Here is a 21,882-nt window from a genome sequence, read left to right on the forward strand (position 1 = left end):
CGGCACCATGTACTCCGCCAGGCTGGCCGACAGCTGCGCCCGCAGCGATGATGGCTCTAATTCAGCGCCCGGCTGCGCCGTCAAATAGGCCACCAGCCGCTTGTCGCCCGGCGCGTCTTCCCGCGCCAGCACCACCGCCTCCTTCACCCCGGCGCAGGCCGCCAGCTTGGCTTCGATTTCACCGAGCTCGATCCGGAAACCGCGGATCTTGACCTGGAAGTCGTTGCGGCCCAGGTATTCGATGCTGCCGTCCGGCAGCCAGCGCCCCAGGTCGCCGGTCTTGTACAGCCGCGCCTGCGGATCGGCGCTATACGGGTCGGCGAGGAAGCGTTCCGCCGTCAGTTCCGGACGGTTCAGGTAGCCGCGCGCCACGCCGACACCGCCAATATGGATTTCCCCCGCCACCCCGAGCGGCGCCAGCTGGCCATCGCCGTCCAGGATGTGGATTTGGATATTGGAGATCGGCTTGCCGATCGGCACGAAACTGCTCGGCCCCGTAGCGCTACACGGCCAGGCCGTCACATCGATCGCGGCCTCCGTCGGACCGTACAGATTGTGCAACTCGCTGTGCGGGAAGTGGCTCAGGCATTGCGTCTGCAAGGCGTGCGGCAGCGCTTCGCCGCTGCACAGAATGCGCTTGAGCGTCGGGCAGCTGCCGCGCGGCACCAGGCTGACAAAGCTTTGCAGCATCGACGGCACAAAGTGCAGCGTGGTGATGCCGGCCGCCTCGATCAATTGCCTCAAGTAATGCGGATCCTTATGTCCTTCCGGATCGGCCATCACCAACCGCGCCCCCGCCAGCAACGGCAGGAAGAATTCCCAGACCGAGACGTCGAAACCGAACGGCGTCTTTTGCAGCACGCGGTCAGCCGTCGTCAAACGATAGGTCTCTTGCGCCCACCAGAGTCGGTTAACCACGCCCTCGTGTTCGTTGACCACGCCCTTGGGTCGGCCGGTCGAGCCCGAGGTGTAGATCACGTACGCCGCCTTGCCGCTGTCCAGCCCCGTTACCGCCGGATTCGCCTCGCGCTGCGCCGCTTGCTTCGCTCGCTCTTCCAGCGCGTCCAGCAATAGCCGCGGGGTCGAACCCGACAGTTTCTCCGCCAGGCTCGCTTGCGTCAGCACCACGACCGGCGCGCTGTCTTCCAACATGTAGCTCAGCCGCTCCGCTGGATAGCTCGGGTCCAGCGGCACATACGCGCCGCCTGCCTTCAAGATGCCCAGCAAGCCCACCACCATGTCCAGCCCGCGCTCCACGCAAATGCCTACCCGCGCTTCCGGCCCCACCCCCAAGCCGATCAGACGATGCGCCAGCTGGTTGGCCCGCCGGTTCAAGTCGCCGTAACTCAGGCTCGCCTCGCCGTGACGCAACGCTTCCGCTTCCGGCCGCGACGCCGCCTGCGCTTCGAACAAGCGATGGATCAGTTCGCCGCGCGGGTAGTCCGCCGCCGTGTCGTTGAACGTCTCCAACAGTTGCCGGCGCTCCGCCGCCGGCAGCACGTCCAGCCGGCGCACCGCCTCGCCGCTGTCCGACTCCAGCGCCGCCGCCAGCGACGCCAGCGCCGTCTCCATCATCGCGCACACCCGCGCCGCCCCCACGCTCGCCAGCGTCTGCGCCGTCAGCGCCAAGCCGATGCCCAGGTCATCCACCGACAGCGTCAGCGGGTAATGCGTGCTGTCCTGACTGGAAACAATTTCAATGCCATCCCAAACTGTTTCCATCACATCGTCATCGGTGCTGCGGCGGTAGTTCAGCAAGGCGCTGAACAGAGGCTGCGGCGCCGCCACCCCGCTGCAGCGCTGCGCCAGCGCCAGCGACGCGTGTTCGTGCCGCAGCAGCGAAGTCAGCGCCTGCTGCGTCTGCTTCACCGCCTCCCGCGCCGTCGCCGCGCCGATCTCCAGCTTCAGCGGCAGCGTGTTGATGAACAGTCCCAGCGCCCGATCCGCCCCCGCCCCGCCTTGCAGCCGACCGAACAGCACCGTGCCGAACACCACTTGCGTCCGCCCCGACGCCCGCGCCAGCACCTGGCCCCAGGCCAGGTGGGCCAGGCAGGCCACGCTGACCCCCAGACGCCGCGCTTGCCGCCGCAATTGCTCCGCCAGCGTTGGCGACAGGCTGAGCCGCGCCTCTTCGAGCTCGCCGACCTCTCCCCGGTTGCCTTGCAGGCCGAACGGCAGCGTCGGTTCGTCCACCTCGCCCAGTTGCGCGCGGAAGTAGGCTTCGTGCTCGGCCGCGCCCACGCCCAGCCGCGCCTGCGCCACGAACTGCCGGAACGGCAGCGGTGATGGCAACGCTTCGCCTTGCCCCTGCTGTAGTTGCCGGATTTCGGACACCAACAAGGCCAAACCAACGTTGTCCATGATCAGGTGATGAACCAGCAGCAGCATCCAGCACTCGCCTGTGCCGGACTCGGCGATGATCGCCTTGATCAACGGCGCCTGGCGCACGTCGATCCGGTAGCGCCGCGGGTGGTAGCGCGCTTCCAGCTGTTGCGCCAGCGGGCCGTCCGCCGGGTCCAGCGCCACCGTCTCCACCTGCACCGGCGCCTGCCGCCACACCACTTGCACCGGCTCCGGCAGGCCTTGCCACAGCACCCCGGTGCGCAGGATGTCGTGCCGGTCCACCGCTTGCTGCACATTCGCGATGAAATGCCGCGCCTTTTCTCTGTCAGCCAAGCGAATCAAAGTCGGGACCAAATAGGCATCGCCTTCGCCGCCCAGCAGGTGGTGGAACAGGATGCCTTCCTGCAACGGCGCCAGTGGGTAGATGTCCTGGATATTGGCCATCCCGCCCGGCACCTGCGCGGCGATCGCGTCGATCTGCGCCTGGCTCAAGGCCGTCAGCGTCACCATCTCCGGCGTGATCGCCTCGCAGCCCTCGGCCGGGATGCCGTTGGCCGGCGCCGCCACCAGCGCCGCGTCGCCGCTCAGGCTGGCCGCCAACGCCGCCAGGTCGGCCGCGCCGAACAGTTGCCGGATGTCGCTGTGCCAACCCGCCTGCCGCATCCGCTCCACCAGCGTCACCGCCAGCAGCGAATGTCCGCCCAGTTCGAAGAAGTTGTCGTGGCGGCCTACTTGCTCCACCCCCAGCAGCTCGCGCCAGATCGCCGCCAGCGCCGTCTCCGCCTCGCCTTCCGGCGCCGCGTACGCCCGGCTCGACAGCTGCGAGCCGTCCGGCGCCGGCAGCGCCTTGCGGTCCAGCTTGCCGTTCGGCGTCAACGGGAAGGCCTCCAGCACCACGAAGCCGCTCGGCACCATGTACTCCGCCAGGCTGGCCGACAGCTGCGCCCGCAGCGATGATGGCTCTAATTCAGCTCCCGGCTGCGCCGTCAGGTAAGCCACCAGCCGCTTGTCGCCCGGCGCGTCTTCCCGCGCCAGCACCACCGCTTCCTTCACGCCGGCGCAGGCCGCCAGCTTGGCTTCGATTTCACCGAGCTCGATCCGGAAACCGCGGATCTTCACCTGGAAGTCGTTTCGGCCCAGGTATTCGATGCTGCCGTCCGGCAGCCAGCGCCCCAGGTCGCCGGTCTTGTACAGCCGCGCCTGCGGATCGGCGCTGAAAGGATCGGAGATGAAGCGTTCCGCCGTCAGCTCCGAACGGTTCAGGTAGCCGCGGCCCACCTGGACGCCTGCAATGTACAGCTCTCCGCTCACGCCTATGGGCACCGGTTGCAACTTGCCATCCAGGATATACATGCCGGTATTGGCGAATGGTTTGCCTATCGTGACATTGACGCCCTCCGGCTCGCCTGCCAATCGCGTCGCCGTGCAGGAAACCGTGGCTTCCGTCGGTCCGTAGGTATTGATCAAGCCGGTAGACTCTGGACGAATGCTTTCCCAAGCGCGCACTTTTTGCGCGGATAGCGCGTCGCCGGTGACATTGACCAAGCGCACGCCTTGCAAATATTGCAAAGCTTGCAAGGGCGCATCGCTCCATTGTCCAACGAGGGTGTGCCAATGGGCGGCCGTCATATGCACGAAACTGAGGCCCAGCTTTCGATGCTCGGACAACGGCGCGGAACCAAACAGCTCGGTCGCCAGGACCAGGCATGCGCCAGAGAGCAGCGCCGGCAGCATTTCTTCCAGCGAGAGGTCGAAATTCAGCGAGTTCTGCTGCAAGACGCGATCGGAAGGCGTCAATTCGAACCAGCGAATCGCGTCCAATACGTAGTTGACCAGGCTGCGATGCTCGATCATCACGCCCTTGGGATGACCGGTAGACCCGGAGGTGTAAATCACATAGGCGAGATCGCTGGAATTCAGATGCAGGCAAGCTGGCGCCTCTGCCGACAGCGCCGCCCAAGCCTCGCCCTGCCGCTCAAGATTGATCAGCCGGGTCGCGAGCTGCAAGGGCTCCAGAATGGCCTGCCCGGCGTCGTCCGCCAGGATGAGCAAAGGCTGGCTGTCTCCCAGAATATAGGCCAGCCGGTCCTCGGGATAGGCGGTGTCCAGCGGGATATAGGCGCCGCCGGCCTTCAGGATCGCCAGCAGTCCCACCACCATGTCCAGGCTGCGCTGCGCGCACAGCGCCACGAATTCGCCGGCTTGCACGCCTTGCACGCGCAAGTGCCGAGCCAAACGATTGGCTCGGCAATTCAACTCGTGGTAGCTCAGCGTGACACCCTTGTGCTCAACCGCCGGCGCGTCAGGCGTGCGTGCGGCCTGAGCCTCGAATAATTGATGGATCAGGGCCTCGCGCGGAAAATCCCTGGCGGTGGCATTAAAGCCATTCAGCACTTGTTCGCGCTCAGCCGGCGACAGCAGCTGTAACTCGCCCACCGTTTGCGAGTCGTCATCCGCAAATGCCTCCAGCAATGTGAAATAGTGCCGAATCATTTGCTGCATCAAGGCTTCATCCACTTGCGCGGTATCGAAGCGGAAAGGGCAGCGCATGCGGTCGCCGATCACCAGCACATCCAGGGTGAAAGCCACGGAGGAATCGCCGATCAGCGGATAGGGGAAGCGCCGAAGCTCTCCGCCCCCCCAGGAAACGGCTTCTTCGTCATTCTCAGCCACCCACAGCTTGTCCAGCCCGCCCTCCATACGGGTATTCTGAAACGTCATCATGGCCTGGAAAACAGGCGACACTTCCGGATTGCGTGCCACGCCGAGGCTTTCCAGCACTTTGGCGAAGGGATATTTTTGGTTTTCGATGCCTTGCCGAATCAGCTTTTGGGTATGGCGAATGTGTTCGCGTATGGTCAGCGCACCGTCAATCTGACATCTCAGCGCCACCGAGTTCACGAACTCCCCGACCACGCGCCCCCATTTGCTGCGCGTTCGTCCCGGCAAACTGGAACCAATGATGATGTCGTCCAGACCGCTGTATCGATGCAATAAGACTTGATAGGCGGACAACATGATGGCGAATAAACCGCTGCCTTGCCTGTCCGCCAAGTCGTTCAACCTTCTGGCCAAGGACTCGGGCACGACAGGATCGATCACTTGGCTACCCTTGGCGCCCCTCTTGCCGACAGGAAACTGCAAAACCGGCAATTCGCCGGATAAAACCTCTTGCCAATGCCTGCGCTGGGCCTGCGCAACCGGGCCTTCCAGCCACTTCTGCTGCCACTGGACATAGTGCGCGAAATCCTGCGGCGGCAACGCTTCCAGCGGCTCCCCCGCCAGCACAAAGCCCAACTCATCCAACACCACCCAATATGACCAGCCATCCACCGCCAAATGTTCGCAAAAGATCAACATTACGGGGTCTTGGCCCGCGCGCACATACCAATAGGCCGCGAGCAAGGGCGGACGGGTCACATCGAAGGCGCGCTCGCAATCTCGCACCACGCGATGCCGAAGCGCCTCGTCGCTTTCCGCGCCGACATCCACCACCGTCACCCTGACCGAGACATCTTCTAGAATCCGATAAGCCAACTCCCCCTGATGAATTTCGAATGCCGCGCGTAACATTGGGTGTCTGCGAACTAGAAGATTCAACGCCTCCTCCAGACGGTCCGGCGTCAGACCGCGCACACGCGCGCAAAATGGCGTATTGGATTCCCCGGCGGATTCCGGTTTCAACTGATACTGCAGCCAACGACTTTTTTGTGTTTCCGAAAGAGGATAGATTGTGAGCGATTGGGGCTGATGCATTTTTCTCTTCGTTCTTAATAAAGTGATATGCCATCAAGGGAACGGCTAACTGTGTGAAGCAGCCGTGACGACAGAGGGGCCGTCGCGTCGCGCGGGCCCTCGTCAAATTTAATAGGTGGAGAATCAGGCCGTTTCTGATTCGATCGAGCGGCTTAGCAAAGCCTGGGCGCAGGCAGCGATGCGCGATGCCGCCGCTAACATAGCTTGCCTATCCATGGTCAAGACAGGCATCAACTTGAGCACCTCATTGCGAGGACCGCATACCTCAATCAGCAAGCCCGATTCGAATAAACGGCGCGAGGCTTCGCGGGCGTGCTCGGCATGTTGGAAACGCAAGCCTATCATCAGCCCCTTGCCGACTACGCGAACCTGGCCATCAAAGGCTTGCAGCTCATTTTTCAAGCAAGCGGCCACGGCCAAGCCCTTTTCTTCGACCTCATGGGCAAAGTGCGGGGTCGCCCAATATTTCCGCAGCGCGGCGGTCGCCATGACCATGGCAAGATTGTTGCCGCGGAAGGTCCCATTGTGCTCACCCGGATTCCAGATATCGATCTCAGGCTTGATGAGATTGAGCGAGAACGGCAATCCGCCGCCACCCAAGGATTTAGACAAGCAAATGATGTCCGGCTCGATGCAGGCGTGCTCGAAACTGAAAAAGCGCCCGGTGCGGCCGCAGCCGGTCTGAATTTCGTCCACGATCAACAAGGCGCCTAGCTTGCGGGCGAGCGCTGCCACCCCCTGCAGCCACTCTGCCGACGCGCAATTCACTCCGCCCTCGCCTTGCACGCATTCCAGCAGGAACGCGGCCGGCGGATCGATGCCGAAGCCGGGACGGCACAGCATGTCTTGCAAAACTTTCAGCTGGCTGGCGACGCTGCCCTCAATCGCCCCCTCGTACGGCAAACGCACCACCCCAGGCACCTGCACTACCAGCGAAGCCCGTTTGACGGCATTAGCCGTCACCGACAACGCCCCCAGTGACATGCCGTGGTAGCCGCCCGAGAAGCAGGCGATATCGGGTCGTTGCGTGACTTTCCTGGCCAGTTTCATGGCCGCTTCCACCGCGTTCGCGCCCGTCGGCCCGGTGAATTGAAGCTTATAATTTAGATCACGAGGCTGCAGCACCAAGGTGCAGAATGTTTCGATGAACTCCGCTTTAGCCGAAGTATTTAAGTCCAAACCATTGAGAACGCCATCTTTACGCATATAGGATATGGCGGCCTCAATCATATCGTCATCATTGTGGCCGTAGTTGAGCGATCCCGCGCCAGCAAAGAAGTCCAAAAACTTCCGCCCATCTTCAGCAAGCAGATACTCTCCTTTGGCGCGCGAAAACACTGCGGGGAACGCTCGGCAATAACTACGCACTTCCGATTCAAACTCACTGAAGATTGTTACAGACATGGCTCATACCCTTAAGAATATACTTATCATTAAATATTTACTCAAAGACAAAAACGATTATCACATAGAAAATCAATCCGACAAAGAAATATTAATGACAAATGGATTTAAATGATTATACAAATACCCGATTAGAATTTATTCTTGATGACTTTCTGAACTGAAATTATTTTCATAGGAATAATTTAAGAACAGATATCTCAAAACACACAACTTGTTGATTTTATTTAGATTAATTGCAAACACGCCACTCAAAACAAATAATCATTCAAACAAAAAATAGACACAGCTCAATTAATAAAATCGGCCAAGCAAATAAAAAATTTATACTAATTATGAAAATCACTATTAATTATTTAACACCACCAAAAACGTAGCGATAAAAAGTAGAGATTTCTGGTAAATCAAGCCCATCCGGGCAGAAGGTTTGTCATGAAAAATCGAAGTTTACGGAAGAGCAGATCGCCTTCGCCTTGCGCCAGGCGGAGTCCGGCACCACAATCGCCGAGGTCTGCCGCAAGATGGGCATTTCAGAGGCTACAACTGGAAGAAAAAATACAGTGGCCTGGGTGTCAGCGAACTGCGCCGCCTGAAGCAATAGGAAGAAGAGAGTGCTCATCTCAAGCGCATGGCCGCCGACCTGAGCCAGGACAAGCAAATGCTGCTGGAAGCCATCCCAAAAAGCTGTGACGCCGGCTCGCAAACGCGAGCTGGCCGACTTCCGGATCGACGCACACCGCGTCAGCATTCGGTGCGCTACCGCAGTGATCCAACTGTGGCAAGGCCCCTATTTTTATCGGCTCCACCCTTGTGACGATCATGCGGAGCGGCAGCAAATCCGTGAAATCGCCGCCACGCGCATTCGCCATGGCGCGCGCCGCATCCATGTTCTGCTGCGGCGCGGAAGATCCAACATTGACGGCAGGATTACAATGAATTCAGGCCGCACAGTTCGCTCGGCGACCGGACCCCGAGCGAGTTCCGACTTGCTCACCTTGAATGACCTCCTCCCGCAACACGCCTAATCCCGGCCGCCAGGCTTCGCAGCCTGTCCGCGCACGCGGCGTCCGGCCTGGGTTTGTATCTCGCGGCGCAGCCTTTGGCGATCTTGCGTTTTTGACGCCGAAAAAATCGCTCCTCGACCTCCGGTTAGCAGGTATTAGCAATCTTTCCGTACCGTTCGAGCCAAAGCGGCAATACAATGCAGCGCAAAGATTCATCGGCGCCGCTCGCGCCCAACAGCAACACGGAACAATAATGAGAATTATCCCCCTGCTAAGCCTCGGCCTGCCTCTGTTTTCCACCCTGGCCCAGGCCGCCGCGCAACCAGCCGAATCCCCGATAGACCGTTACGGCCAGCAGATTTTCAAGAACAGCAGGGCCATCGGCATGACCATGGTGGTCATCGACAAGAATCAAACCCAGATGCGCTTCTACGGCGAGACTCGGTCCGGCAGCCGCCAGACGCCGGATGCGGACTCTCTGCTCCGCATCGCCAGCATCAGCAAGGCCATGACCGGCGAAGTGTTGAGCGCGCTGACGCTGGACAAAAAAGTGAAGCTGGACGACCCGCTGCAGAAATACGCGCCGGCCGGCGTGGCGCTGCCGCCGGCGGGACAATCGATCACCCTGCTCAACCTCGCCACCCACACCAGCGGCGTGCCGCGCGAAATGCCGGGCGAAAAGCCCAAGGACACGCCGGTTTTCGTCTGGCCCAATGTCCAGCAACGCTGGAGCTGGCTGTCCGGCACCAAGAACAAACTTGCGCCCGGACAGCGCGCCCAATACTCCAACCTTGGCTTCGACCTGCTGGCCGACGCGCTGTCCCGCGCCTCCGGCAAGCCCTATCCGGTCCTGTTCCGGGAAAAAATCACTGTCCCGCTGGGTATGAAGGACACCACCTTCAGCCCCAGTCCCGCCCAGTGCGCGCGGCTGATGGAAGGCTACGGCTCCAGCCCCTGCGTGGACACCACGGCAGCGATAGGCAGCGGCGGTATTTATTCCACTCCCCGCGACATGCAGCGCTGGCTGCAGGAGCTGCTCCACCCGCAGAACGAGGCCCGCCGCCAGCTGCGCGACCAGACGCTGCGCATGCATTTGCAACGCGCCGACCTGAGCAGCCTGCGCGGCATGGACGTGGCCGGCCAGGCGGACCAGTTGGGCCTGGCGTGGATACGGATGGAGCCCAGCCCCAACTCGCCGGAAATCATCCAGAAAACGGCGGGCGGCGGCGGCTTCCTGGGCTACGCGGCGCTGGCGCCGCGCAACGACGTGGCGGTATGGGTCGGCCTCACCCGCAGCGGCGGCACCCGCTACCAGCACCTGAGCAACGGCGTGAACAAGCTGGTGGCCGAGCTGAGCGGCTACAAGCCGGTTGCCGCGCCGATGCCCAAACCCACCCTGGCCAAAGGCAAGGCCGCCCGCGGCAAGGCGGCGATCGCCCAGGCGGCTCCGGCCAAGCCGCGCGCGAAAAAGGCCGCGCGGAAAGCCGCCGGCCCCAAGGCTGCCGTCGCGAAGAACGGCGCCAAGAAGAAAACCCACTTGGTCAAGACATCGGCACACCGGGCGCAGTGAGTGCGAAGCGCGCGATCTCGTCCTTACGCATGAAGCGCACGCCAGAATGGCCCTGCGCGTAGCGGATGAAGGTCTCCAGCGCCTTCACCCGCGCCGGCGTGCCGGAGATGCGGTCGTGGGTGCTGATCGACATCATCCTGCGGCGATGGCCAGCCTCCTGGTACAGCAGGTCGAACTCGGCTTTCAGGTCGGCCAGATAGCCGTCAACAGTCAGCGCCGGCGAGTCGTAACGGACGATGTCATTATTGCGCAGCGTGTACGGCACCACCATGAACGGCTTGCCGTTCACCGGCACCGTGAACGGCTCGTCGCGGCTGATGTCGTCGATGTGGTAGACGAAGCCCAGCTCTTGCAGGATGCCCAGCGTGCTGGGCGTGCCGCGCAGCCAGAAGGCGTTGAAGCCGATCGGCTGCGTGCCGGTGGCGCGCTCGATGCTGGCGATGCTGGCCAGGTAGCCCGCGCGCTCCTGCGCCGGCGTCATCGAGTACTGCGGCTCCCAGGTCTGGCCGTGGCCGGCCGCCTCGTGGCCGCGCTCGACGATTTCCCGCGCCAGATGCGGATTGCGGTCAACCGCCTGCCCCACCATGTGCGAGGTCACTTTCACGCCGGTGCGGTCCCACAGGTCCAGCATGCGCGGGATGCCCTCCTTCACGCCATAGTCGTACCAGGTCTGCATCGGCAGATCTGGATACTTCGGATCCAGCGGCGGAAACGGCCCGCCGGCGCCCCGCTCCGGCTGCGCGCCGGCCTCGAACTGCATCGAGATCGAAATCACCAGCCGGGTGTCTCCCGGCCAGAACCCGGTTTGCTCATGCTTGCTTTGCGTCATTTTTCCTGCCCTTCCCGTTGCCGCCCAGGCCTGCCCTTGTCCCATGGCCAGGCTCGCGCCTCCGGCCGTGGCGCTGGCCAGAAACTGGCGGCGGTTGATTGCTAGCGTTCTTTTCATCGCGTCCTCCGGCTACAGCAAACCGCCGCCATCCACATCCAGCACCGCGCCGGTGAGAAAGACGTTGCCCATCGCGAACAGATAGGCCTGAGCCAGATCCTGCGGCCTGCCCACCCTGCCCAGCGGCAGGCCGGACGCGATCCGCGCCATCTCCGCCCCGCGCCCTTCCGCGCCGGCTTCGCCCCACAGCTCGGTGTCCACCACGCCGGGACTCACCGCGTTTACCCGGCGCGGAGCCAGCTCCTTGGCCAGATTCCTGGCCGCCGCCTCCAGCGCCGCGTTGACCGTACTCTTGAGCAAGCCGCCGGCGCCGTATTTGCGCGACAGCAGGCCTGACGTGAAAGTGATGGAGGCATCCGCGGCCAGATAGGGCAAAGCCTGCTGCGCCGCCAGAAGATTGCCGAACAACTTCACCTCGAAGGTCTGGCGCAGATCATCGCCCGTCATGTCCTCCAACCTCGGCGAGCCGACCCGCGCGCCGGCGGTCAGAATCAGATGGTCGATGCGGCCGATGCCGGCGAAGGCGTTGCGCAGACTGTGCAGATCGGTGACATCGGCCCGCAGGCTCTGCCAGGGCCCCGGCTGGGCGACGGAACGCCCCAGCACGTAAACCTGGGCGCCGGCGTCAGCCGCGGCCTGCGCCACAGCCCGCCCGATGCCGGAGGTGCCGCCCAGCACCGCCACCGTTTTTTGCCGCAGAAAATCCGTGGCCGCGCTCATGGCTTCAGCGCTCCCAATTGCTTCAACAGGGTCAGGTTGTCTTCCAGATGCCAGTTTTCGGCGATGCGGCCGTTTTTCACCCGGTAAAGGTCGAAAGCCTGGAAATCCACTGCCTGGCCTGCGCCCTGGATATCGCCGAACTTGCCGCTGAAATGGCCGGTGAAATGCAGGCGCAGCGCCACCCGGTCGGCGGCCAGCACCATATCGGTGACTTCCACCTTCAGATCCGGCACCGCGGCGCGGAAGGTTTGCGAAGCCTGCAATGGCCCGGCCGTACCCTGGCGCCGCCCCTCGGGCAGCGTGCGGTCAAGAAATTCCGGGTCCAGCGCCAGCTCGGCGTAGCGCGGATCGCCGGTGTTCCAGAAGGCGGCGTAACGCAAGGCCGCCAGTTTCACCGCGGCGGCATTTCCGCCGTTGCGTTCGGAAAACACCCGCGCCGGTTGCGGCAACGCATCGGCGGCCATCGCGGCGCAGGAAACGAACGCCAGCAGGCTGGCGCTTATCAGATTGGGAAGACGGTTCATATCGGCTCCTGGTTGCTGGTTTGCTTGGGAGTCGATTATTGTCCTGACAGGATAAATTGATAATTAGCCTGAAGATTGGATGATTTTACAGTTAGATTTGAAAATAAGCCCAAACCAATGCTAGGAACCGCTCAAACCGGCTATGGCGGCAAATGCTCGGGCGCTGCGCCATTCCTGTGAAAGAGACCCGGCACGCCCCGTTCCGTCAAAACGGAGACAATAAAAAAGCGACCCCAAGGTCGCTTTTTCGCATGCGGCGCCAGCTCAGGCGCGCACGTCGAGATTTTGTCCCAGATGGGCGGGATTGGAAGCCTGGATCTGCTGTGCGGACTGTTCCGCGCCCTGCAGCAGGGTCATGGCCGCCTGCGATTGCGCCTGCATCGCCTTTTTCAGCACCAGCGCCTGCGCATTGGTGCTGACATTCGCGCTCACTTGACTTAATCCATCCATACCCCAACCTCCACGTTTGACATGCTGCCATTGCTTGCAGTGTAGCGGCCCGCAGGCCTGCTGTCACAACAAAACTGCTAGAATGTCAGCCAATCCACCCCTTTTGACGACAGGAAAACACACATGAGCGCACCCCGTCACAGCCCTCTGCTGATTCTTGGCTCCGGCCCCGCCGGCTACACCGCAGCCGTCTACGCCGCCCGCGCCAACCTGAAGCCGGTAGTCATCACCGGCATGGCCCAGGGTGGCCAACTGATGACCACCACCGACGTGGACAACTGGCCTGCCGACGCGGAAGGCGTGCAGGGTCCGGAGCTGATGCAGCGCTTCCAGCAGCACGCCGAGCGCTTCGGCACTGAAATCCTGTTCGACCACATCCACACCACTCACCTGAGCGAGAAGCCGATCCGCCTGGTGGGCGACGCAGGCGAATACACCTGCGACGCGCTGATCATCGCCACCGGCGCTTCCGCCCAATACCTGGGCCTGCCGTCCGAAGAAGCTTTCTCCGGCAAGGGCGTGTCCGCTTGCGCGACCTGCGACGGCTTCTTCTACCGCAACCAGGACGTGGCGGTGGTCGGCGGCGGCAACACCGCGGTCGAAGAAGCGCTGTACCTGGCCAACATCGCCAAGCATGTCACCCTGATCCACCGCCGAGACACCTTCCGCGCCGAGAAAATCCTGGTCGACAAGCTGATGAGCCGCGTCTCCGAGGGCAAGATCAGCCTGAAGCTGAACGCCACGCTGGACGAAGTGCTGGGCGACAACACCGGCGTGACCGGCGTGCGCGTCAAGCTGAACGACGGCGCCAGCGAAAACCTGGCGCTGACCGGCGTCTTCATCGCCATCGGCCACAAGCCCAACACCGACATCTTCAAAGGCCAGTTGGAAATGGACGCAACCGGCTACCTGATCACTAAGGGCGGCCGCGACGGCAACGCCACCCTGACCAGCATTGACGGCGTTTTCGCCGCCGGCGACGTGCAGGACCACATCTACCGCCAGGCAGTGACCAGCGCCGCCTCCGGCTGCCAGGCCGCCCTGGACGCCGAGCGCTATCTCGACAGCCTGAAGTAAGCGCCGGAACCCTGCATCATGAAGACCTTCAAGGACACTCTGAAGGGCCTTCGCCAGACGCTGCGCCAGGCCGCCCCGCCGCGGGCGGCCTTGCCGCAGCCTGCAGTGCCCGAGGAGGCGGATTTCCGCCAGTCGGTCGGCAAGGTCAGGCCGCTGAAGCCTGACGACCGCCACCACCCTCAGCCTCCCAAGCCCAGCCCCCGTCCGCGCAAGCCCAGCCAGGGGCCGGCGCTGCACGCTGCTGCCTGCCAGGAAATCCTGCAGCATCAGATAGGCTGGTTCGAACCCACCCACCAGTTGCAGCAGTACGCCCGACCCGGCATGCCGTCCGCCACGCTGAAACGGCTACGCCAGGGCAACTGGCCGGTTTGCGCCCAACTGGACCTGCACGGCTATACCCGCCATCAGGCGCAGGACGCGCTGGCGCTGTTCATCCACCGCGCCCGCCACCGCGGCCAATGCGTGAAAGTGATCCATGGCAAGGGATTCGGCTCGCCGCAAGGAGAGCCGGTGCTGAAAAAACTGGTGCGCAGCTGGCTGCAGCACCACCCCGACGTGCTGGCTTTCTGCGAGGCGGAAGCCGGCGGCGCGGGCGGCTCGCTGCTGGTGCTTTTGCGCCGCCCCGCGCCCGGAGAAATCCGCGACGAAGGATAACGTGACAACCGCAATGATAATCCGCTAAGCTCAAAACAAGGCGGACCCCTGCACACTACCAGGAGTTATGCATGACAGGCACACCCTGCCCCGACTTCACCCTGCCCGGCACCGCCGGCGCCGATTTTCAGCTCTCCTCCAGCCGCAAGCCGCTGGTGATCTACTTCTACCCCAAAGACAACACGCCCGGCTGCACCAATGAAAGCATGGCCTTCCGCAACCTCCATCCGGAATTCGCCGCGCTGGGCGCCGAAATCGTCGGCATCTCCCGCGACAGCCTGAAGTCCCACCACAACTTCAAGGCCAAGCTGGAGCTACCGTTCGAGCTGCTGTCCGACGCCGAGGAAACCGCCTGCGGCCTGTTCGGCGTCATCAAAATGAAAAACATGTACGGCAAACAGGTGCGGGGCATCGAACGCAGCACATTCGTCATCGATGCCTCCGGCATGGTGTCGCGCGAATGGCGCGGCGTGAAAGTGCCCGGTCACGCAGAGGAGGTGCTGGCGTACGTCAAGACGTTGAAGTAGCAAGCCGTAGCCGCCCGGCCGACCGGCCGGGCCAGAACATGAACAAGGGGACCACATCATGGCCGGCCGTAAAAAGACCACCGCGTGCAAACTGTTCGTACTGGATACCAACGTACTGCTGCACGACCCCACCTGTCTGTACCGCTTTGAAGAACACGATGTGTTCATCCCCATCATCACGCTGGAAGAACTGGACACCCACAAGAAGGGCATGTCCGAAGTGGCGCGCAACGCCCGCCAGGCCAGCCGCTTCCTCGACGACATCATCAGCGGCAAAGAGTTGGACATTTCCGAAGGCATCCCCCTCAAGCACGCCAGCCGCGACGCCGCCAGCGGCAAGCTGATCCTGCAGACCCAGGCCATCAACGGCACTCTCCCTTCCTCGCTGCCCATGGGCAAGGCCGACAACCAGATCCTCGGCATCGTGATGGCGCTGAAAAGCCATTATGAAGGCCGCGCCGTCATCCTGGTGTCCAAAGACATCAACATGCGCATCAAGGCCCGCGCGCTGGGCCTGGAGGCGGAAGACTACTTCAACGACAAGGTGCTGGAAGACACCGACGTGCTGTACACCGGCACGCGCGAAATCGAGCAAATCTTCTGGGAACGCAACAGCAAGGACATGAAGTCGTGGCAAGACCACGGCCGCAGCTACTACCAGTTGGCCGGGCCAGACTGCAGCGGGCTCTATGTCAACCAGCTGTTGTGGCAAGAGGGCGAGAAGCCGTTCCAGGCGCGGGTGATCAAAGTGGAGGGCAAGACCGCGGTTCTTGAGACGTTGAAGGATTACAGCCACAACAAGAACAACGTCTGGGGCATCACCGCGCGCAACCGCGAACAGAACTTCGCGCTCAACATGCTGATGGACCCCAACGTCGACTTCATCACCCTGCTAGGCCAGGCCGGCACCGGCAAGACGCTGCTGACGCTGGCGGCTGGGCTGGCGATGACGCTGGAGCAGAAGATCTACAGCGAAATCATCATGACCCGCGTCACCGTGCCGGTGGGCGAGGACATCGGCTTCCTGCCCGGCACCGAGGAGGAGAAGATGGCGCCGTGGATGGGCGCGCTGGAAGACAACCTGGACGTGCTGAACAAGAGCGACGACGATGGCGGCGACTGGGGCCGCGCCGCCACTCGCGACCTGATCCGCAGCCGCATCAAGGTGAAGAGCCTCAATTTCATGCGCGGCCGCACCTTCCTCAACAAGTACCTGATCATCGACGAGGCGCAGAACCTGACGCCGAAACAGATGAAGACGCTGATCACCCGCGCCGGCCCCGGCACCAAGGTGGTCTGCCTAGGCAACGTCAGCCAGATCGACACGCCCTACCTCACCGAAGGCAGCTCCGGCCTGACCTACGTGGTGGACCGCTTCAAGGGCTGGGGACATTCGGCCCACATCACACTGCAGCGCGGCGAGCGCTCGCGGCTGGCCGACTACGCCGGCGAGGTGCTGTAAACGCCAAGGGCGCGGCGAGCGCCTCCGCCCGCCGCGCCCCGAATGGCGAAACGGCGTCCGCCTCGCCGCGGACGCCGCTTACCTACAGTCCCTACCAGTCTTCCTGTTCGCGCATGCCGCGCAGATAGCCCAACAGGCACAGCACTGCTACGCCAAGCACCAGCAGGTCCAGCGCAAACCACTTCTTCGCGTCCCGCATGCTCTCGCTGCGAGACATCAGCTCGGCGGCCAGCGCCAGCCTTTCCACACTATCCCGCGGCTCCGCGGCCGCGGCCCGCGCGGCCGCCTTGTCGGCGCACACCACGCATACGCGCGGCGGCAGCTCATTCCCCAACTCATGCCAACTCGCCGCCAGCACCACGGCGCAAAACGCGCAAAACAACAACAAAAACCTGATCATTCCCCTTCAGCGCGCTTCCGCGCCGACCTCATCCGCCCAGCCATAAAGACAATCGCCGCCAGGCTTGTGCCCATGCGGCGATTTCCGGCCGGCGTTCACTCGCCTGCCGCCCACTCCCCAACTATTCACATTTTTTAACAATCATCCGGCAGGGTCAATCAATCGATCCCGCTCAGGACAATCCCGCAGCATTCCCGCCACAAAAATGACATAAAGATCAAACAAACACCATTGACCGCTCAGCGCCGGCCGCGCCCCGTCACCGCGTCCGGCCCGTACAGGCTCCACTCGCTGATCAGCAGCATGCCATCCCCAGTCGCCACCAGCAGCTGTTCGGCTTGGGAATAAATCAGGCTACCCGGCGCAAAGCCATGCGACTCCACCCAACCCTCAGCGCGATGAATGAAGAACGTAACGTTATTGACGACCGCCGCGCACTCGAAATCGCCGAAGGCCCGCACCTGACGCAACAGCTCCGCCGTGGTGCGGCTGAAATCCAGCATTCGGTCGCCGTCGGTCCACAGCGGCCAATAGCTGCCGCCCTCCCCTTGGGACCTCGCCCCGCTCCACAGGCGCTCGAAATCATGGGCCAATTTATGGCTCAGCCGGTGCAGCGCCAGTTGCAGCTTGATGTCCAGCATCTGATGGCTGTCGCCCTCTCCCAGCGCGAAACGCTCCTGCGCCAGGATGTCCCCGGCATCGAACTCAGGACTCACCTTATGGCAGCTGCAGCCCCATTCGCGATGGCCCTCCAGCAAGGCGCGCACCTGCGGATACGGCCCGCGGCCCATCGGCAGCAGAGAAGGATGAAAATTGATCGCGTATTTCAAATATGGGGTCCAGTCGGGTATGCGCCAGTTGTAGCTGCCCACCAGCAATGCCTCGCATCCCAGCTCAGCCAGCTCTTCCAGATCCCGCGGCCGCATCGGCGACAGCTGCAGCGGTAGCTTGTGCTGCTCGGCAAAACCTACCGACATCTTATTGTGATGCATCCGGTGGTCCACCGGCGTGCAGAACACCTTCACTGGCTGCCAACCCGCCTGCAGGAATACATCGAGCACCGGTTTGAAACGATCGGAAAGGGTAATCGCGAAACGCATGGCATCCACTCAGGGCAAGCAGGCCCACCCGGCCCGATGGCTTGGTTATACCATTCGCCCTGACCGCGCCTTCGGCGATGACACGCAAATTAACAGAAGCCGGCATCCTCCCACACACTCAGGCCACGGTCCCCTCCAGCCATGCGCTGAAAGCTTCCAGCAAGCGTTGCCCATCGGCCTCCGAGGTATGCGGACTGAACAGCAGCATATTGTGGAACGGCGTGATCAGCAGGCCTCGGTTCAACAGGTACAGATGAATGCAGCGCTCCAGTTCCTCGTCCTGCCCCGCCTCTGCCTCGCTGCCATTGCGCGGCGGCCTGGCAGTGAACTGAAACTCGCAACGAGCACCCAGCTGGGTCACGCACCAGGGCAAGGCGAAACGGGCGAACAGCTCGCGCAGCCCCTGCGCCAGCTGGCCGGCGCGCTCGAACATGATCCGGTAGTTGTCCTCGGTCATCACCTCGGCCAGATTGGCGCGCATCGCCGCGCAGGCCAACCTGTTGGCGCTCAGCGTGGTGCCGATGCCGGAATGCCCGGGCGGCGCGGCGCGCTTGGCCTGCTGGGCCCTCGCCGCCAGTTCGGCGCTGAAGCCGTAGGCGGCGGCCGGCAGCCCGCCGGCCAGCGGCTTGCCCAACACCAGCATGTCCGGCCGCAAGCCATGCGCGGCGGCATAGCCGCCCGGACCGCAACTGATGGTGTGGGTTTCGTCCAGCAGCAACAGGCTGCCGTAGCGCCGGATGATGGCCTGCGCCTGTTCCCAATAGCCGGGATCGGGCAGCACCATGCCGATATTGGTCATCGCCGGCTCAGCCAACACGCAGGCGACGCGGCAGTCGACGAGCGCATCCTCGAGCGCGGCCAGATCGTTGAATTCCACCACCCGGGTGTGTTCGGTCAAATCGTAAACCTGCCCCAGCAGGCTGGATCTGGGCGTAGCCTGGCCGCCTGCCAGGTCAACGAACACATCGTCCACCGTGCCGTGGTAACAGCCGTTGAACACCAATATCCGGTCGCGTCCGGTAACGGCCCGCGCCCAACGGATGGCGAAACGGTTGGCGTCGCTGGCCGACAACGCAAACTGCCACACCGGCAGACCGAAGCGCCGCGACAGCTCTTCCGCCACCCACAGCGCGTCCTCGCCAGGCAGCATCGCAGTCAAGCCACGCGCCGACTCGCGGGCGATGGCCTCCGCCACCGGCGCCGGCGAATGGCCGAACATCGCGCCGGTATCGCCCAGGCAGAAATCAGCGTAGACATGGCCATCCACATCTGTCAGCCGCGCGTTCCGCGCCACGGCCAGAAACAGCGAGCGCGGCGTCGGCCAATCATCCATCCAGTGCAGCGGCACGCCGAACAGCAAATGCCCTCCGGCCCTCACCGCCAACTCAAGCGAGCGCGAGTGTCTCGCCAGAAAATCCTCCGTCTCGCGCGCATGCAGCGCGCGCGCCTTGTCCAGATCGATGCCGTGCCGAATCGCCATGCTCGCCGCTCCTGTTGCCCGGGATGCAGACAGTATGCCAAATCCGTCAGAATCCTATCCACCGCGACAAAAGGCCCGGAGGAAACACGCTCCGGGCCAATGTGCTGCAATGAACGGTTATTCAGCCTAGGGGCAAATGCCCCGACAGGGTATTGAGCTTGCCGACCGCGCGGCGGAAACGCGCGTGGGCGCGGGAAACGGTGGATTCGCTGATGTCCATCTGCTGCGCGGCGAAGTAGCCTGTCATGCCTTCCACCTCCATCAGCCACACAGCCTCGCGCGAACGTTTTTTCATGCCGATCAGGTCGGCCACCACATTGAAATCGTCCAACTTCATCTTATTGCCTCCCCATGTAGTCTCGGTTTCCGGCCTGCGCCGGAGAGCAAAACATGTCCTTGCACCTCCATCATAGATGCTTGCAGGAAAAATGCAGGTAACGCGGGAGAATTGGCACCCGCCAAGCAGCCGGAGCGGCCGCGAATCATAGCCAGCATGGATGGCGATCCAGGAGTGCGGCTGTTTGCATGCTTTTCTCCATGCCGGGCTCGGAATGCTTCATGCAATTGAAAATCGCCGGCCTACAAATGCAAGCCGCCCGCCCTCCGGCGGCTTGCATCTGCGTATAATCCCCGCGTGCCTTGGAATTTTGTCCGAAGGCGCTATTGATTCATCGCATTCCATCGGGACGCAAGCAGTCGCCAGGACTGCTATTTCCTCGCTCCCTAAAATTTTGCAGCACGGCTATTCCCAATGATCATTCTGAAAAACGTGGCCTTGCGCCGCGGCACTAAAGTCTTGCTGGACGGCGCGACCGTCAGCATCAATCCCGGCGAAAAGGTCGGCCTGGTAGGGCGCAACGGCGCGGGCAAGTCTTCGCTGTTCGCGGTGCTGAATGGCAGCCTGCACGAAGACGGCGGCGATTTCTCCATTCCCAGCCAGTGGCGCATGGCGCAGGTGGCGCAGGACATGCCGGAAACATCGCAAACCGCCACTGAGTTTGTGGTGGAGGGCGATACCTTCTTGCTGGCGGCGCGGCGCGAAGTGGCCGAAGCCGAAGCGGGCGAAGATTACATGCGCATGGCGCATGCCTACACCGCCCTGAACGATGCAGGCGAGCACGACGCCCCCGCCCGCGCCCAGGCGTTGATCCTGGGCCTGGGCTTCAGCGTGGCCGAATTGCAGCAGCCGGTGAACAGTTTCTCCGGCGGCTGGCGCATGCGCTTGCAGCTGGCGCGCGCGTTGATGTGCCCGTCGGACCTGCTGCTGCTGGACGAGCCGACCAACCACCTCGACCTGGACGCGCTGGTCTGGCTGGAAGCCTGGCTCAAGCAATACACCGGCACCATGGTGGTGATCAGCCATGACCGCGAATTCCTGGACGCGGTGACTAATGTCACCCTGCACATCGACCACGGCAAGCTGGTGCGCTACGGCGGCAACTACAGCAAGTTCGAGGACATGCGCGCCGAGCAGATGATTCTGCAGCAGGCCGCGCTGGCCAAGCAGCAGGAAAAGATGGCGCACCTACAAAAGTTCATCGATCGCTTCAAGGCCAAGGCCAGCAAGGCCAAGCAGGCGCAAAGCCGCGTCAAGGCGCTGGAACGGATGGAGAAGATCGCGCCGGTTCTGGCCGATGCCGAGTTCCAGTTCGAGTTCAAGGAACCGGGCAGCTTGCCCAACCCGATGCTGACCATGTCGCAGGCTTCGTTTGGCTATCCGGCGCCGGAAGACGCCGCGGCAGGCACGCCGCCCACCGTGATTGTCAAAGGCGTGAACCGCTCGGTGCTGGCCGGCCAGCGCATCGGCATTCTGGGCGCCAACGGCCAAGGCAAATCCACGCTGGTCAAGACGGTGGCCGAAGCGCTGGCGGCCACCAGCGGCGAGATCATCCGCGGCAAAGGCCTGAATATCGGCTACTTCTCGCAGCAGGAGCTGGACGTGCTTCGGCCGGAGGACGATCCGCTGCAGCACATGCTGCGATTGGCGCGCGAAACGCCGGCGCAGCTGCGCCCGCCAGCCAACGACTGCCGCGAACAAGGCCTGCGCAACTTCCTGGGCACTTTCAATTTCAGCGGCGACATGGTCAAGCAGGCTGTGGGCAGCATGAGCGGCGGAGAAAAGGCGCGGCTGGTGCTATGCATGATCGTCTGGCTGCGCCCCAACCTGTTGCTGCTGGACGAACCCACCAACCACCTGGACCTGGCCACGCGCGAGGCGCTGAGCGTGGCGCTGAACGAGTTTGAAGGCTCAGTGATGCTGGTCAGCCACGACCGCGCCCTGCTGCGCGCGGTATGCGACGAGTTCTGGATGGTGTCGCGCGGCGGCGTCAGCGACTTCGATGGCGATCTGGACGACTACCAGGTCTACCTGCTGGAGGAGGCCAAACGCCGGCGCGAAGAGGCAGCTGGCAAGAGGTAAGCGGCGGCGGGCCGTGGATTGGCTCCTGGCCTGCCACGGATTCGCG

Annotated in this window: 16 protein-coding genes and 3 pseudogenes; 9 read left to right on the forward strand and 10 right to left on the reverse strand. The window is 62.8% G+C overall.

What is annotated here, in order from left to right:
- The coding region (locus tag LQR33_RS01255) for a non-ribosomal peptide synthetase (RefSeq protein ID WP_231467090.1) at positions 1 to 6,099 on the reverse strand (6,099 nt) is incomplete at its 3' end.
- Positions 6,100 to 6,222: 123 nt separating this feature from the next.
- Positions 6,223 to 7,503 carry an aspartate aminotransferase family protein gene (locus tag LQR33_RS01260; RefSeq protein WP_166438367.1) on the reverse strand — a complete coding sequence of 427 codons (1,281 nt, stop codon included), beginning with the start codon at positions 7,501 to 7,503 and terminating at the stop codon, positions 6,223 to 6,225.
- A 392-nt stretch (positions 7,504 to 7,895) separates the two neighbouring features.
- Here LQR33_RS01260 and LQR33_RS24355 point away from each other — a divergent pair.
- The 4 genes and pseudogenes from LQR33_RS24355 to ampH form a co-directional block, all read left to right on the forward strand.
- Positions 7,896 to 8,174 (forward strand): annotated as a pseudogene (locus tag LQR33_RS24355) (transposase); the annotation flags it as partial.
- Between the two features lie 117 nt (positions 8,175 to 8,291).
- Positions 8,292 to 8,405 (forward strand): annotated as a pseudogene (locus LQR33_RS24360) (IS3 family transposase); the annotation flags it as partial.
- Positions 8,406 to 8,422: 17 nt separating this feature from the next.
- Positions 8,423 to 8,506 (forward strand): annotated as a pseudogene (locus tag LQR33_RS24365) (integrase core domain-containing protein); the annotation flags it as partial.
- Between the two features lie 254 nt (positions 8,507 to 8,760).
- On the forward strand, positions 8,761 to 10,077 hold the full coding sequence (ampH, locus tag LQR33_RS01270) for a D-alanyl-D-alanine-carboxypeptidase/endopeptidase AmpH (protein ID WP_166438366.1): 1,317 nt from the start codon (positions 8,761 to 8,763) through the stop codon (positions 10,075 to 10,077).
- Here ampH and LQR33_RS01275 read toward each other — a convergent pair.
- The 4 genes from LQR33_RS01275 to LQR33_RS01290 all read right to left on the reverse strand — a co-directional run bounded on the left by LQR33_RS01275 (position 10,049) and on the right by LQR33_RS01290 (position 12,699).
- Positions 10,049 to 11,023, reverse strand: coding sequence for a polysaccharide deacetylase family protein (locus LQR33_RS01275; protein WP_231467094.1), 975 nt, complete (start codon positions 11,021 to 11,023; stop codon positions 10,049 to 10,051). The genes ampH and LQR33_RS01275 overlap by 29 nt on opposite strands.
- Positions 11,024 to 11,035: 12 nt before the next feature.
- Entirely contained in the window at positions 11,036 to 11,743 is a 708-nt protein-coding gene (locus LQR33_RS01280; RefSeq protein ID WP_231467096.1) for an SDR family oxidoreductase, read from the reverse strand.
- On the reverse strand, positions 11,740 to 12,267 hold the full coding sequence (locus LQR33_RS01285; RefSeq protein ID WP_221667787.1) for an ester cyclase: 528 nt from the start codon (positions 12,265 to 12,267) through the stop codon (positions 11,740 to 11,742). Before LQR33_RS01285 ends, LQR33_RS01280 begins: the two co-directional genes overlap by 4 nt.
- A 264-nt stretch (positions 12,268 to 12,531) precedes the next feature.
- Positions 12,532 to 12,699, reverse strand: coding sequence for a putative motility protein (locus tag LQR33_RS01290; protein ID WP_021475965.1), 168 nt, complete (start codon positions 12,697 to 12,699; stop codon positions 12,532 to 12,534).
- A gap of 141 nt (positions 12,700 to 12,840) precedes the next feature.
- Between LQR33_RS01290 and trxB the strand changes: the two genes are divergently transcribed.
- The 4 genes from trxB (at position 12,841) to LQR33_RS01310 (ending at position 16,437) form a co-directional block, all read left to right on the forward strand.
- A complete protein-coding gene (gene trxB / locus LQR33_RS01295) occupies positions 12,841 to 13,794 on the forward strand; it encodes a thioredoxin-disulfide reductase (RefSeq protein WP_104947403.1) in 954 nt (317 codons plus the stop codon).
- A gap of 18 nt (positions 13,795 to 13,812) precedes the next feature.
- The gene (locus tag LQR33_RS01300) at positions 13,813 to 14,448 is read left to right on the forward strand and encodes a Smr/MutS family protein (protein WP_166438361.1); all 636 of its coding nucleotides are present in this window, start codon (positions 13,813 to 13,815) and stop codon (positions 14,446 to 14,448) included.
- A 71-nt stretch (positions 14,449 to 14,519) separates the two neighbouring features.
- A complete protein-coding gene (locus tag LQR33_RS01305) occupies positions 14,520 to 14,975 on the forward strand; it encodes a peroxiredoxin (RefSeq protein ID WP_221667788.1) in 456 nt (151 codons plus the stop codon).
- 58 nt (positions 14,976 to 15,033) lie between these two features.
- The gene (locus LQR33_RS01310) at positions 15,034 to 16,437 is read left to right on the forward strand and encodes a PhoH family protein (RefSeq protein ID WP_166438359.1); all 1,404 of its coding nucleotides are present in this window, start codon (positions 15,034 to 15,036) and stop codon (positions 16,435 to 16,437) included.
- A 91-nt stretch (positions 16,438 to 16,528) separates the two neighbouring features.
- On the opposite strand, the gene LQR33_RS01315 is transcribed toward LQR33_RS01310, so the two are convergent.
- The 4 genes from LQR33_RS01315 to LQR33_RS01330 form a co-directional block, all read right to left on the reverse strand.
- Complete coding sequence (locus tag LQR33_RS01315; protein ID WP_221666467.1) at positions 16,529 to 16,837, reverse strand: hypothetical protein; 309 nt, start codon at positions 16,835 to 16,837, stop codon at positions 16,529 to 16,531.
- Between the two features lie 239 nt (positions 16,838 to 17,076).
- Positions 17,077 to 17,937 carry a methionyl-tRNA formyltransferase gene (locus LQR33_RS01320; protein ID WP_231467098.1) on the reverse strand — a complete coding sequence of 287 codons (861 nt, stop codon included), beginning with the start codon at positions 17,935 to 17,937 and terminating at the stop codon, positions 17,077 to 17,079.
- 118 nt (positions 17,938 to 18,055) lie between these two features.
- A complete protein-coding gene (locus LQR33_RS01325) occupies positions 18,056 to 19,417 on the reverse strand; it encodes an aspartate aminotransferase family protein (RefSeq protein ID WP_231467100.1) in 1,362 nt (453 codons plus the stop codon).
- Between the two features lie 121 nt (positions 19,418 to 19,538).
- Positions 19,539 to 19,754: a sigma factor-like helix-turn-helix DNA-binding protein gene (locus tag LQR33_RS01330; protein ID WP_021475958.1), complete on the reverse strand. Its 216-nt coding sequence runs from the start codon at positions 19,752 to 19,754 to the stop codon at positions 19,539 to 19,541.
- 414 nt (positions 19,755 to 20,168) lie between these two features.
- Between LQR33_RS01330 and LQR33_RS01335 the strand changes: the two genes are divergently transcribed.
- Entirely contained in the window at positions 20,169 to 21,836 is a 1,668-nt protein-coding gene (locus LQR33_RS01335) for an ABC-F family ATP-binding cassette domain-containing protein (RefSeq protein WP_166438355.1), read from the forward strand.
- Positions 21,837 to 21,882 lie beyond the last annotated feature (46 nt).

This window comes from Chromobacterium piscinae, assembly GCF_021129175.1.
Lineage (GTDB): Bacteria > Pseudomonadota > Gammaproteobacteria > Burkholderiales > Chromobacteriaceae > Chromobacterium > Chromobacterium piscinae.

Bases quoted from the DNA above. Each gene is read 5' to 3' on its own strand.
- LQR33_RS01260 (WP_166438367.1), bottom strand. From the start codon at position 7,503: ATGTCTGTAACAATCTTCAGTGAGTTTGAATCGGAAGTGCGTAGTTAT.
- ampH (WP_166438366.1), top strand. From the start codon at position 8,761: ATGAGAATTATCCCCCTGCTAAGCCTCGGCCTGCCTCTGTTTTCCACC.
- LQR33_RS01275 (WP_231467094.1), bottom strand. From the start codon at position 11,023: ATGAAAAGAACGCTAGCAATCAACCGCCGCCAGTTTCTGGCCAGCGCC.
- LQR33_RS01280 (WP_231467096.1), bottom strand. From the start codon at position 11,743: ATGAGCGCGGCCACGGATTTTCTGCGGCAAAAAACGGTGGCGGTGCTG.
- LQR33_RS01285 (WP_221667787.1), bottom strand. From the start codon at position 12,267: ATGAACCGTCTTCCCAATCTGATAAGCGCCAGCCTGCTGGCGTTCGTT.
- trxB (WP_104947403.1), top strand. From the start codon at position 12,841: ATGAGCGCACCCCGTCACAGCCCTCTGCTGATTCTTGGCTCCGGCCCC.
- LQR33_RS01300 (WP_166438361.1), top strand. From the start codon at position 13,813: ATGAAGACCTTCAAGGACACTCTGAAGGGCCTTCGCCAGACGCTGCGC.
- LQR33_RS01305 (WP_221667788.1), top strand. From the start codon at position 14,520: ATGACAGGCACACCCTGCCCCGACTTCACCCTGCCCGGCACCGCCGGC.
- LQR33_RS01310 (WP_166438359.1), top strand. From the start codon at position 15,034: ATGGCCGGCCGTAAAAAGACCACCGCGTGCAAACTGTTCGTACTGGAT.
- LQR33_RS01315 (WP_221666467.1), bottom strand. From the start codon at position 16,837: ATGATCAGGTTTTTGTTGTTGTTTTGCGCGTTTTGCGCCGTGGTGCTG.
- LQR33_RS01320 (WP_231467098.1), bottom strand. From the start codon at position 17,937: ATGCGTTTCGCGATTACCCTTTCCGATCGTTTCAAACCGGTGCTCGAT.
- LQR33_RS01325 (WP_231467100.1), bottom strand. From the start codon at position 19,417: ATGGCGATTCGGCACGGCATCGATCTGGACAAGGCGCGCGCGCTGCAT.
- LQR33_RS01330 (WP_021475958.1), bottom strand. From the start codon at position 19,754: ATGAAGTTGGACGATTTCAATGTGGTGGCCGACCTGATCGGCATGAAA.
- LQR33_RS01335 (WP_166438355.1), top strand. From the start codon at position 20,169: ATGATCATTCTGAAAAACGTGGCCTTGCGCCGCGGCACTAAAGTCTTG.